Below are 12,927 nucleotides of genomic sequence, written 5' to 3' on the forward strand. Positions count from 1 at the left end.
CTAGCCGAGATAGGTGCGCGCGAGCAGATCGGACAGGCTTTCGAGATCCCGCTCCAACCGATTGTAGACGCCGAGGTTCATGGCTTCCGGTGTCATCACCGCCAGGCCCGAATGCAGCCGCATCGCCTCGCGGTAGAAGGAGGACATCTGGCCGTTGACGAAGGCGTTCGGCAAGAGCTCGACCTCGGTCTTGATCTCATTCAACTGGTAAAGCACCGAGCGCGGATTGAGCGGATCGAGCGCCAGGAGGTCGGTGACCGTCAAGGCGGCGGTGCTGACATTGTAGCGCCGGCGATGGGTCATGACGCTGTCGCCGATTTCGAGCAGCATGTCATAGGCGCCATCGGGCGCATCCGGCCCCGACATGTGGCCGAGCAGCCGGGTCATGTGCAGGCCGCGCTCGATATAGCGGCCGATCGAAAGAAAGCGCCAGCCGGTGAAGCGGTACATATTTTCATGCACGAGACCGGCAAAGCCGGCGAGCTTGCGCAGGAGCACGGTGATCGCGCGGGTCGCGTCGTCGCCGGCCTGCACCGTCGCGTGGAACTTGCGCGCCGTCTGCGACAGGTCGTTCAGTGCCAGCCAGCCGTCCGGCGAGAACCGGTCGCGGATGTTGCCGGCGCTGAAGAGGGCGCTTGCGATATTGGCGAGCAGGCTGTCGGGCACCGGCTGGCGCGCATCGATGTCGAGGGCTGCGAGATAGTCGCCGACATCCTTAAGGAGCGGCAGGTCCGGATCGGCGGTTTCGGCGAAGCGGCCGTGCCAGGCGCGCAGGATGCGCAGCGCCCCTTCCGCACGCTCGATATAGCGGCCGAGCCAGAAGAGATTGTCGGCCGCCCGGCTCGGCAGGCTTCCCGGCATGTTGCGGGTGAAACTTTCCTCGGCCGGAAGCAGCGTCGTGCGCTCGACCGGTCGATCGCTGACGATCCAGACATCGGCGGCGGTGCCGCCCGCCTGCATCGCGATCGCGGCGACATCGTCGCCGGAGCCGATGCGGGCAAAGCCCCCTGGCATAATCTGCCAGCCGTCGCGGGTGCGTGCCGCAAACACCCGCAGGCTCATCGGCCGCGGCGTCAGCCGCCCGCGCACCCAGGCAGGGGTGGTCGAGAGCGTGACCACCTCCTGGCCCACGAGCTTGCCGCCCTCGGCGCTAAGCCAATCTGCGATCGAGGCTCGAGCCTTCTCATCAAGCGTACGGCCGAGTACCGACTGGCCATTGTCGTCGAAGAAAGGGCGGGTCTGGTAGGCGGGGCCGATGACCATGCGGTCGAGGTTGGCGGCGACCTGTTCGCGTTCGGCGCCCTGGCCGCACCACCAGGTGGCGATCGAGGGCAGCTTCTGTTCCTCGCCCAGCAGATGGCGGCAGATCGCCGGCATGAAGGCGAGGAAGGCGCGGGTTTCGACGATGCCGGTGCCGAGCGCGTTCACGATTGAGACCGAGCCGGCCCTGAGCGCCTCGACAATGCCGGGTGTGCCGATATGCGAGGACTGATTGAGCTCGAGCGGATCGGCAAAGGCCGCGTCGAGACGACGCCAGAGCACGCCGATGGGCTTGAGGCCGGCGACGGTGCGCACCATCACCCGGCCGCCGATCACGGTCAGATCCTCGCCTTCAAGCAGCATGAAGCCCAGATAGCGGGCGATATAGGCATGTTCGAAATAGGTCTCGTTGGCGATCCCCGGCGAAAGAACGGCGATGCGGTCGTCCGGGTGCAGCCGGCGGCTCTGCAGCGTGTCGCGGAACTCGCCAAAGAAGCCGGCCAGCCGGTGGACGTGGCTTTCGGCATAAAGATTGGAGAAGGCACGCGTGGTCGCGACCCGGTTCTCCAGGGCGAAGCCGGCGCCCGAAGGTGCCTCGGTGCGATCGGACAGGACCCACCAGTTACCGTCGGGGCCACGGCCGATCTCGAAGGAGACGAAATGCAGGAAGTGGCCGTCGGCCGGTTTCACGCCGACGAGAGGGCGCAGGAACTCCGGATTGGAGGCGACGAGCGCCGGCGGCAGCAGCCCTTCGCGCACCAGCCGGTTCTCGCCATAGATGTCGGCGACCACCTTTTCCAGAAGTTCGGCGCGCTGCACGAGGCCTTGCGAGACGTGCGCCCATTCCTTTTCGTCGATCAGAACCGGAATGTGCGACAGCGGCCAGCTTCGCTCGGAACTCTCCTTGGCGCCGTAGACGCGATAGAACACGCCGGCGTCGCGCAGATAGCGGTCGGCGCGCGCGAAGCGGTTGGCAAGTTCGGTCTCGTCGAGCCGCCCAAGCGTCGCGAGCAGCCGCTGCCAGACCGGGCGGACATTGCCCTCCTGGTCGAGCATTTCGTCGGCAATGCCCGGTAGGGCACGGTAGCCGAAGACCGGATCGTCGTCGGTGCCCGGATGGTTTGCGGCCGCTGTCTGCTTCTTCGGCATTTACGCTCCTGGTGGACGCCTGAGATCAAGCGTCATCGGGAATTCCGTCGACGGGCTTTCGGGGCGCAGCGGATAGCCTCCCGGCGTATGACCCCAAGGCTCGAACCGCGCCAGGCGCCGCGCCTCCGCCTCGTTGCCGTTGACCGGAAACGTGTCGTAGTGGCGCCCACCCGGGTGGGCGACATGGTAGATGCAACCGCCGATCGCCCGATTCGACCATGTATCATAGATATCGAATGTGAGGGGAGTGTTGACCGGTAGCACCGGATGTAGCCCAGAGGCCGGCTGCCACGCCTTGTAGCGGACGCCGGCCACCGCCGTGCCATTCGAACCAGTGCGTGTGAGCGGCACGAGCCGACCGTTGCAGGCGACCGTATATCGCTCGGGATTGGCGGTATCGAGCTTGACCTGCAGCCGTTCGATCGAGCTGTCGACATAGCGCACGGTGCCGCCGATCGCGCCCTGTTCGCCCATCACGTGCCAGGGTTCGAGCGCCTGACGGATTTCGAGCTTTGCCCCCTCGTATTCGACCTCGCCGCAGAAGGGGAAGCGGAACTCGAGCTGGGCCTCGAACCATTCCGGTTTCAGATCGAAGCCGTGCGCGCGGAGATCGGCGAGCACGTCGAGAAAGTCCTGCCAGACGTGATACGGCAGCATGAAACGATCGTGCAGCGCGGTGCCCCAGCGCACGAAGCGACCGTCGACCGGGTGCTTCCAGAAGCGGGCGATGAGGGCGCGCACCAGCAATTGCTGGGCGAGCGACATGCGGGCGTTCGGCGGCATCTCGAAACCGCGGAACTCGACGAGGCCGAGGCGGCCGGTCGGCCCGTCAGGCGAAAACAGCTTGTCGATGCAGATCTCCGCCCGATGGGTGTTGCCGGTGACATCGACGAGCAGGTTGCGGAACAGCCGGTCGACGAGCCAGGGCAGGGGCGGCGGCGTTGCAGAGCCCGGCATCGGCACCTGCGCCAGGGCGATTTCGAGTTCATAGAGCTGGTCGTGCCGGGCTTCGTCGATACGCGGCGCCTGCGAGGTCGGGCCGATGAAGAGGCCGGAGAACAGGTAGGAGAGCGAGGGATGCCGCTGCCAGTGCAGCACCATGCTTTTTAGCAGATCCGGGCGGCGCAGGAACGGGCTGTCATTCGGATTGGCGCCGCCGACGACCACGTGATTGCCGCCGCCGGTGCCGGTGTGACGGCCGTCGATCATGAACTTGTCGGCACCGAGCCGGCTCTGGCGCGCCTCCTCGTAGATCGCCGTGGTGATATCGACGCAGTCCTGCCAATGGGCGGCCGGATGAATGTTGACCTCGATGACGCCCGGGTCCGGCGCAACGCGGATGACGTTGATGCGCTCGTCCTGCGGCGGTGCATAGCCTTCGATGTGCACGGGCAGGCCGATCGCAGCGGCAGCGCGCTCCGCAGACGCGATCAGATCGAGATACTCCTCGACGCTTGTCGTCGGCGGCATGAAGACGCAGAGCCGGCCGTCGCGCGGCTCGACGCTGATGGCGGTGCGCACCAATCCGGCGATCTCGTCGCGCGGCGCCGGGAGCGGCGTTTCCGGAACTTCCGAGGCCTGGAAGCGTGCATGCTGCGTGCGGGCGCTGCTTTCGCTGAAGTCCGGCAAATCGTCGCGCGGGACCGTCGGATCGACCGGATGGATATAGGGGTAAGCGGAGGGCGCGACATAGGGTAGGGCGCCGAGCGGAAGGCGATAGCCGACGGCGCTGTCGCCGGGAACGAGGAAGATGCGGCCACGGCGCGTCTGCCATTTCTCGCTCATCCACTTCACGCCGGTGGCGCGCGCGTTCCAGGCTTGCACCGGCAGAACATAGCCGGTCGGCGCCGTCAGGCCGCGCTCGAACACGCGGGCCATGCGGCTGCGCTCCTCGGGATCCTTCAGCTTGGAGTTGGCAGGATCGACGTTGTCGGGGAGGTTTGCCTCCTTCAGCAGCCAGTCGGCCGGGTCTTCGAAGGCCGGCACGACCATTTCGGTCGGCACGCTCAATTCGCCTGCGACCAGATGCAGCAGGCGTTCGGCATCCGCTACCGTCACGTCGTGGCGGCCGGTCTCCTCGGCGATCAGGTCCGGCCGGCGCCAGATCGGCACGCCGTCCTTGCGCCAGTAGAGGGAGAAGGTCCAGCGCGGCAGGGTTTCGCCCGGATACCATTTGCCCTGGCCATAATGCAGGAAGCCACCGGGGGCGAAGCGTTCGCGCAGCCGGCGGATCAGTGTGTCGGCCTTCTCGCGCTTGGTTGGTCCGACGGCCTCCGTGTTCCATTCCTCGGACTCGAAGTCGTCGATCGAAACGAAGGTGGGCTCGCCGCCCATCGTCAGGCGGATGTCGTTTTCCTCAAGCTCCCGGTCAACCTTCCCGCCGAGTGCATTCAGCGCATCCCAGCTTTCGTCGGAGAAGGGTTTGGTGATGCGCGGGTGCTCGGCGACGCGCCTCACCTTCATGTCGAAAGCGAAGTCGGTGCGGGTCTCGGGATCGCCGAAAAATTCTCCGGAGATCGGCGCGGCGTTGCGGTAATGGGGCGTTGCGGCAAGCGGAATGTGGCTCTCGCCGGTCAGCAGGCCCGAGGTCGGGTCGAGCCCGACCCAGCCGGCGCCGGGCAGGTAGACTTCGGCCCAGGCATGCAGGTCGGTGAAGTCGTGGTCGGTGCCGGAGGGGCCGTCGAGGGCTTTCAGATCCGGCGTCAGCTGAATGAGATAGCCGGAGACGAAGCGGGCGGCGAAGCCGAGATTGCGCAGGATCTGTACGAGCAGCCAGCTGGAATCGCGGCAGGATCCTCTTGCCGATGTCAGCGTCTGCTCCGGGTCCTGCACGCCCGGCTCCATGCGGATCACATAGCCGACTTCCTTCTGCAGGCGTGCGTTGAGCCCGACGACCATGTCTATGGTGCGCTGGCGGGAACGGTCGACCGTTGCCATGAAGGCGGAGAGCGCCGGGTCGAGCGGCTCCGGCGTCATATAGATCCGGAGATCGTCGCTGAGATCCTCGGGGTAGGGGAAGGGCCAATGCTCGGCCTCTTCCTCGACGAAAAAGTCAAAGGGGTTGTAGACGGTCATGTCGGCGACGAGATCGACTTCGATTTTCAGCTCGCTCACCGGATCGGGAAAGACGAAACGGGCGAGGTAGTTGCCGTAGGGGTCCTGCTGCAGGTTGACGAAATGGTTGCCGGGCGAAACCTTCAGCGAGTGGCTGATGACCTTGGTCTTGGAATGGGCAGCGGGCTTCAGCCGGATGATCTGCGGCGAGAGGCTTACGGGACGGTCATAGATATAGTGGGTCAGGTGATAGATACTGGCCTTGATCGACATGCCGGATTTGATCCCCTTCGTGGCGGGTCTGACGCCCCCCATCGCCACGAAGTTTGTGCAATGCAAATCGAGAATGCAAGCGCGAAAGCGCCCGCAGAAAATCAGGGCGGCGCAACGCATTCGCACGCCCGGACGGGCGTGCGAAACATTGGCCATCCTAGGTCAGACGATCGGCGGATTGATGCGGGCAAAACCCTCCTGGCGGTAGTAGGGGAAGTAGGGGTAGGCCGGCGTCGTTCGGCTCGCCGCGTCGAGTCGGGCGATCTGGTCCGCTGACAACGACCAGCCGACGGCGCCGAGGTTCTGGCGAAGCTGCTCCTCGTTGCGGGCGCCGATGATGACGCTCGAGACCGTCGGGCGCTGCAGCAGCCAGTTGATGGCGATCTGCGGGATCGTCTTGCCGGTTTCCTCCGCGAGCTGGTCGAGCACGTCGACGACATCGTAGAGCTTCTCATCATCGACCGGTGGGCCGAAGGCCGCAGTGTCGTGCAGGCGGCTGCCTTCGGGCCACGGCTTGCCGCGGCGGATCTTGCCGGTGAGACGCCCCCAGCCGAGCGGGCTCCAGACCAGAGCGCCGACGCCTTGGTCGGCGCCAAGCGGCATCAGTTCCCATTCGTAGTCGCGTCCAACCAGCGAATAGTAGACCTGGTGGGCGACGTGGCGCACGAGGCCGTGCTTCTCCGAGACAGCCAGCGATTTCATCAATTGCCAGCCGGCAAAGTTCGAGGCACCGACGTAGCGCAGCTTGCCGGCGGCAACCAGACTGTCGAGTGTCGAAAGCACCTCCTCGACCGGCGTTCCCGCGTCGAAGGCGTGCAGTTGCAAAAGGTCGATGTAGTCGGTGCCGAGCCGCTTCAAGGCATCGTCGACGCCCTTGACGAGACGCGTGCGCGACGTGCCGGCGTCGTTCGGACCGTCGCCCATCGGCAATGCCATCTTGGTGGAGAGAAGCACGGCATCACGCCGGCCCTTGATGGCCGCGCCGAGCACGCTCTCGGACGCACCGTCGGAGTAAACGTCTGCGGTATCGAAGAGATTGACGCCGGCTTCGAGCGAGATGTCGATCAGCCGCCGGGCTTCCGCGGCGTCGCTGTTGCCCCAGGCGCTGAAGAGCGGCCCCTTGCCGCCGAAGGTGCCGGCGCCGAAGCTCAAGGCAGGCACTTTCAGTCCCGATGATCCAAGCCGTCTGTATTCCATGTCGTCAAACTCCTCGTTGGTTTTGTCTTTGCGAGAGCGGAAGTCCGCTCGCCCACCAGGAGAAGGTGGTATCGCGGCCATTTGCGATGTAGACCGGATGAAAGAACATCATTTGTGAGTTGAAGTCACATGTCGCGTTTGTCTATCAACCGTTCGGGGGAGATGGCGGTTTTCGCCAAGGCGGTGGAGCTCGGCGGCTTCTCGGCCGCGGCAAAGGTCTGCTGCATGACACCCTCGGCCGTCAGCAAGCTCGTGCAGAGGCTGGAGGAAAGACTCGGCGTCCGGCTCATCAACCGCTCGACGCGGCGGCTGCAGCTTACAGCGGAAGGCTGTGCCTTCTATGAGCGGGCGGTGCGCATCCTTGCCGATATCGACGAGGCGGAGCGCGAGGCGGGTTCAGGCGAAACGCCCGAGGGCCGCGTGCGGCTAAACGTCAGCGCTTCCTATGCGGTGCATGTGCTGATGCCGGTGCTGCCGGAGTTTCTCTCGGCCTTTCCGTCGGTCTCGCTCGATATCCTGCAGACCGACGCCGTGGTCGATCTGATGGCGGAGCGGGCCGACATCGCCGTGCGCGCCGGTCCTCTGAAGTCTTCGAGCCTGATCGCCCGCAAGCTCGGCAGCACGTCGATGACGATCGTGGGCGCGCCGTCCTATCTTCAACGGTTCGGCATGCCCGAGAGTGTCGGCGACCTCGAAGCGATGAACAGGCTGAGCCATAGCTATGCGCGTTCGATCGATGGCTGGCCGCTCCTGTCGAACGGGGAGCCTTTCACGCTGGCGCCGACGGAGCAGGTCCGCGTGAGCGACGGCGAGGGTTTGCGCCAGCTTACGCTCGCCGGTGTCGGGCTGGCGCGACTGCCCACGTTTACGGTCAAGGAGGATATCCGTTGCGGCCGGCTGACGGCGGTCGCCGAGCACTTGAACCCGGGCGACATCGAGGCCTTCCATGCGGTGTTCCACGGGCAGGGTGGAGCCCTGCCGGCGCGCGTGCGGGTGGTACTTGATTTCCTGGCTAAGCGCGCGCGGATTTCATCGCCTTGAACGGCTGGTGCGTCGCTTCGGCCGGCTGGCCGCAGACGCGATTGCGGCCCTCGGACTTGGCGCGATAGAGCTCGTTATCGGCGAGTTCGATCAGGTGCTTCCAGCCACCGTTCGCGCTGCGGCCTTCGGCCACGCCGAAGCTGGCGGTGACGTTCAGCTTCCGTCCGTCGGCAAGGACGATCGGTTCGTGCGCGAGGTTGATCCTGATCCTTTCGGCAAGGGCAAGGGCGGACTCGATGCTGTCGCCGGGCGTGATCACGGCAAACTCCTCACCGCCGAAGCGGGCGACGAGATCGGAATTGCGCACGGAATTGCGGATGATGCGGGCGGTTTCCTGAAGCACGATGTCGCCGATCAGATGGCCGTGGGTATCGTTGATCTGCTTGAAATGGTCGATGTCCATCAGGATCAGACAGGCGTCGTGATCCTTGCCGTCCGTGTCTTCCGCGCCGCCGATCAGCTCCAGCGCGCGGCGGTTGAGCAGGCCGGTCAGTTCGTCGGTTTCCGCCTGGCGTTCGAGATGCTGCATCAGCAGCGTGCGCTCGTCGAGGCGCTGGCGCAGAATATCGATCGCATCGAACAGGCGTCCCATTTCGCCTTCTCCGCCCTTGCCCTGAAGGCGCGCGATCGGGCGATCATTGGCAAGCTCGATGATGCTGTGGCGCGCAAGAAGCAGCGGTTCGAACACCAGCGATCGGGCGCGCCGCATCAAGATCAGCAACATCAGGAAGAGCGAGAAGGTCGCAAGGCTCGCCACGGCGAGCTTGATCGACGCGCGGGTCTTGTTGGCGGACAGGCGCTCGACGGTCGAATCCATGAAGGCGCGACGCAGATCTTCGAGCGGTTTCATCTTCGGGACGAAAAGGTCGGTGAGCTGTTCGGCGGTCATCGGGTAGTCGCCCGAGCGTTTACCGACGGCGACGATGTTGTCGATGATCGCAAAACCTTCGGCAAAGAACTCGCGGTCGATCTTGGCGAGATCGCCGATCTTCGACGGATCCAGGCCTGGAAGCGCGCCCGGTTTGCCGACGATCGCCCAGACCTCCTGCAGCCTGCCGCGCGTGCGCTCGCTGTCGGCCAGATTCTTGATCGCGAGCGGCTTGCCGACGGCAACGGGCGCCATGACGTGCGAGCCGAGGCGACCGCCGTCCTCGCGCAGATTGGCGAGCATCTGGGCTGCAAGGGCAATGCCCGCAAGGTTCGGGTCGGTGTTGGTCAGGCGCTGAATGTTCCAGTCGATCGCGGGGCGAAGCGCATCGATCACGCCGAACATGGCCTCGATCGTCGCTTCGATTTCGGCAAGGTTCCGCCGTTCCGGCGGAAGGGCCGCAATGCGATCGACTTCCGCACGCGCAAGCATCAGCCGACGATGGACCTCGACCAGGATGGGCGAAAGCGCGCCGGCCGGTTCGGAGCGGCTGGCATTGTCGATGTCGGCGGTGATCTGAGCCAATGCCGCGTCGCTGCGGGCACGAAACTCCGCCAGCCGCGCCTGGACAGTCGAGCCGGGCGCTACGCCAAGGCCGAGCACACCGTTGGACGGGCCACGTTCGGCCGAGAGGTAGTTTGCGGCGTCGAGGACGCGGCAAAAGGCCATGACTTCCGTCAGGTTGCGGCGCGCGACGACAAAGTCGCTATAGGATGCGGCGATGATTTCGGTCGCAAGAATGCCCGTGCAGGCAACGACGATCGCCACCAGCCATTGGAGCTTGCGTCGCAGGGCCTTGGCCGTACGCGCTTCCCCTACGCCCATCTGAGGGGACGCATAGGTGCTGCCCTTATTGCTCATTTGCGCGAAGTTGCTCCACTCATGTCGCCGCCCGTCTGCTCGACAATCGCGACAAATTCTTGCCACCCGACAAGAAACCCATCCGAAATCAGTGTGCTTGCCGCCCCTGCTATCGTATAAGATGTTAAATAAGCTTGAAATACCCTGAAATACTAGGGGCTATTCCGCAACCGAGGGATGCGCCCGGCGCACGGCAGACCCCAGCTTTGCGGCCCCCGTATTCGCTTTCCGGTCCATGATCGCAATAAATCCTGCCCGCCTTCTTGCCGAAAGCGGGCCTGGACTTGGTTGGTCGTCATTTTACTTCAGCAACTCTTCACGGCAACGTGATCTGTGCTGCGGCCTAAAGCGCCGCGCGTCTTATCAGACGGGCTAAGGTCGCTGTAACACTTTGATTTTCTGCAAGTCTGTTCCCTTACGTCGAGGACGATTTAAGGAGACATGCAGTCGTCTCAGCGCTTCGGCCCGACCAGTGCGAAGAGGGCGCCCTGCGGGTCGAGCGCCTGAACGATCCAGGCGCCTCCGGGGACCTCCATCGGCTCCAGCACGATCTTGCCGCCGCCAGCCTTGATGCGTTCGATGGCGGCATCGATGGCCGGTACGTTGATGTAGTAGAGCCAGTAAGGCGCGGGCACTTCCTTCGGCTTGGTCATCATCCCGCCGATCGGGGCGCCGCCATGGGCGAAGATCTGGTAGATGCCCATTTCGCCCATGTCCATGCCCTGGTCCTTCGTCCAGCCGAAGAGTTCGGAATAGAAGGGAAAGGCGGTGTCGAGGTCGCCCGAGGCAAGCTCGTGCCAGCCGATCAGTCCGGGGGCCATCGGGTCGGTAACCGGCGGCGGATCGCCCGTACCCTTGAAGATCGAGAAGACCGCGCCGTGCGGATCGGTGACCACGGCGAAGCGCCCTATCCCCGGGATATCGTCCGGCGCCCGGTGCACCTTGCCGCCCTTGGCGGTGATGCTGGCGGCGCTCACGTCGACATCGTCGACGCCGACATAGCCGAGCCAGGCGGGCGGCACGTTCATTTCGAGCGCGCCTTCCGGCATGGTCATCAATCCCGCCACCGGAATCTCGCCGACGTTGAACAGCGTGTAGCTGATGCCGGCCATGCCGGCATCGCTGGCGGCCCAGCCGACCACGTCCTTGTAGAACGTCTCGGCGGCCGCCATGTCGGTGGTCATCAGTTCGTACCAAACGAATTTGCCGTGATCTGCCATTGCCTTCCTCCGGTTTTGCTCTGGCGCGGCGTATCTGGCGCCACTTGTTTGCCTGTTCGAATGAACTGTTGTCGGGTCAGCCTGACATGATGCATGGCCGAACAGCCAAGGCCGTCGTCAGCGCGGCTTTCAATCCCGACGTAGGTATTCCGCCGTCATCAAGTCTTTCCAGTTTCCGTCCGCTGTCTGCGCCTGCGCCGTCAGCAGCCGACGGGATGGCCCGGCAAGCGTGATGACGTCGCGGTAGCGCATGGTCCTGCCGGGGTTTTCGAAATCTGGCCCCTCGCAGTAGAGGGAGAGGGACGTGCCGTCCGCGTCCAGTTCTCCGTCATAGATCCACATGTGGCTCATCATCGAACCGACCCAGGTGCCGACGTAACGTTTTGTCTGCGGATTGAAGCCGAGCGTCATCAGCGTCTGGCCGAAACTGCCGCCCGGCATCGTTCCCTGACCCTCGCAGACGATCCAGAGGCCTTCGAGTGACCGGACATGCTCGGTCCAGGGGCCACTGCCATCGGGCTCGCCATCGGAGCCGGCCGCGCGAACGTGCCAGTCGCCCAGCAATTGCTCGAGCCAGCGGTGCGCTTCTTCCGGTTCTGCTCTCACGGGATTTCCTTCTTGACCGGGCGCAGACGTTCGGCCCGGCACGCGAGCGTTCTCAAAACGATTTTGCGGGCGAAAAGTTCCGTCCGCCGGGATGCGGACCTCAGCCCGCCTTGCGTCCGGGCTCCCGATCATATTCGTCGTGGCGGCGAACGAAGCTCATGGTCCCGTCCTCGTTGCGCCCCTTGGGTGCGCGGTCGAGCAGCATCAGTGTGCCCACGAGTTCTTCGAGCCCGCGGGCATAGGACGAATAGGTGTGGTAGATCGTGCCGTCCTCGCCCTTCTGGAAGGCGCTGAGACCGGGCAGTTCCTCATGCGCATTGGCGCTTTCTATGTCGGTGAAGTTGTACCCGACCTTGCCGCTTGCGAGCTCGTCTGGCGAAAAGGCCACGTGGAAGTCATGGTTGAAGCCGTTGCCTTCCGCCGAGACCCAGGGGAAATCCCACTCCATGCGTTTCTTGTAGGTTTCGATCTTTGCGAGCGGCGCGTTCGATGCGGCGACCAGCGTCACGTCATGATGGTTGAGGTGCGGCAGCATGCCGGCGAAGTGATCGACCAGGAAGGAGCAGCCGGGGCAACCGGCCTCCCAGGTGGGGCCGAACATGAAATGGTAGACCATGAGCTGGCTGCGGCCGTCGAAAAGCTCGGACAGGGATTTGCGGCCCGCCCGCGTATCGAAGACGTAGGTCTTTTCCATCTTCACCCAGGGCAAGGCCAGCCGGGCGGCATTGACCTTGTCGCGTGCGTGGGTGTGTTCCTTTTCCAGCGCAAGCAGATCTTTGCGCGCTTTCAGCCACTCTCCAGGCGATACCACTGCGTGATCCTGTCTCATGCCCGTTCCTCCTTCCAACGTTGCACTTGACTATTTACGTTGATATCAACATTAATCGGGCATGTCAAAAATGCCGCTTGTTTCGTTCGACACTACCCTGCATGTGAAGGACACCTGCCTCTGCCTGCATGTGCAACGCGCAGCGCGCGCCATTGCCCGCCGGTTCGACGAGGCGCTGCGCCCGCTCGATATCACCAACGGACAGTTCTCTCTCCTGATGTCGCTCAACCGCCCGGCGCCGCCCAATATGGGCTCGGTGGCGTCGCTTCTCGCCATGGACCGGACGACCTTGACGGCGGCGTTGAAGCCGCTGGAACGGCGCGGCCTGGTCGAAAGCTTCCCGGATGCCGACGACCGGCGGTCGCGGCGATTGCGGCTGACGACCGAAGGGCAGGCGCTGCTGGCGCGCGCCGTGCCGATCTGGCGGAACCTGCATGAGGCGCTCGATCCGGTGCTCGATAACGGCGGTTCGGACCGCCTGCGTGCCGATCTCTTAAGGCTGGCTTGAC

At 64.4% G+C, this 12,927-nt stretch carries 9 protein-coding genes; 2 read left to right on the forward strand and 7 right to left on the reverse strand.

Annotation, left to right across the window (positions count from 1 at the left end):
• The 3 genes from OVA00_RS21835 to OVA00_RS21845 all read right to left on the reverse strand — a co-directional run bounded on the left by OVA00_RS21835 (position 1) and on the right by OVA00_RS21845 (position 6,933).
• Positions 1-2,409, reverse strand: a complete 2,409-nt coding sequence (locus OVA00_RS21835) for a circularly permuted type 2 ATP-grasp protein (RefSeq protein WP_060517588.1) — start codon at positions 2,407-2,409, stop codon at positions 1-3.
• The gene (locus OVA00_RS21840) at positions 2,410-5,736 is read right to left on the reverse strand and encodes a transglutaminase family protein (protein ID WP_268089613.1); all 3,327 of its coding nucleotides are present in this window, start codon (positions 5,734-5,736) and stop codon (positions 2,410-2,412) included.
• Positions 5,737-5,898: 162 nt separating this feature from the next.
• A complete protein-coding gene (locus OVA00_RS21845; RefSeq protein ID WP_034786838.1) occupies positions 5,899-6,933 on the reverse strand; it encodes an aldo/keto reductase in 1,035 nt (344 codons plus the stop codon).
• A 129-nt stretch (positions 6,934-7,062) separates the two neighbouring features.
• Here OVA00_RS21845 and OVA00_RS21850 point away from each other — a divergent pair, with 129 nt between their 5' ends.
• The gene (locus OVA00_RS21850; RefSeq protein ID WP_034786836.1) at positions 7,063-7,974 is read left to right on the forward strand and encodes a LysR family transcriptional regulator; all 912 of its coding nucleotides are present in this window, start codon (positions 7,063-7,065) and stop codon (positions 7,972-7,974) included.
• Here the strand turns inward: OVA00_RS21850 and OVA00_RS21855 are convergent.
• From OVA00_RS21855 to OVA00_RS21870, 4 genes are all read right to left on the reverse strand, one after another.
• Entirely contained in the window at positions 7,946-9,763 is a 1,818-nt protein-coding gene (locus OVA00_RS21855) for a GGDEF domain-containing protein (RefSeq protein ID WP_268089614.1), read from the reverse strand. The genes OVA00_RS21850 and OVA00_RS21855 overlap by 29 nt on opposite strands.
• A 452-nt stretch (positions 9,764-10,215) precedes the next feature.
• The gene (locus OVA00_RS21860) at positions 10,216-10,983 is read right to left on the reverse strand and encodes a VOC family protein (RefSeq protein WP_060581290.1); all 768 of its coding nucleotides are present in this window, start codon (positions 10,981-10,983) and stop codon (positions 10,216-10,218) included.
• Positions 10,984-11,112: 129 nt separating this feature from the next.
• Complete coding sequence (locus OVA00_RS21865) at positions 11,113-11,589, reverse strand: DUF1579 domain-containing protein (protein WP_034786833.1); 477 nt, start codon at positions 11,587-11,589, stop codon at positions 11,113-11,115.
• Between the two features lie 100 nt (positions 11,590-11,689).
• A complete protein-coding gene (locus OVA00_RS21870; RefSeq protein ID WP_034786831.1) occupies positions 11,690-12,418 on the reverse strand; it encodes a DUF899 domain-containing protein in 729 nt (242 codons plus the stop codon).
• 61 nt (positions 12,419-12,479) lie between these two features.
• Here OVA00_RS21870 and OVA00_RS21875 point away from each other — a divergent pair, with 61 nt between their 5' ends.
• Positions 12,480-12,926, forward strand: coding sequence for a MarR family winged helix-turn-helix transcriptional regulator (locus OVA00_RS21875; protein WP_089044961.1), 447 nt, complete (start codon positions 12,480-12,482; stop codon positions 12,924-12,926).
• Position 12,927: the final 1 nt, after the last annotated feature.

It is taken from the genome of Ensifer sp. SL37, assembly GCF_026672675.1.
GTDB lineage: Bacteria > Pseudomonadota > Alphaproteobacteria > Rhizobiales > Rhizobiaceae > Ensifer > Ensifer adhaerens.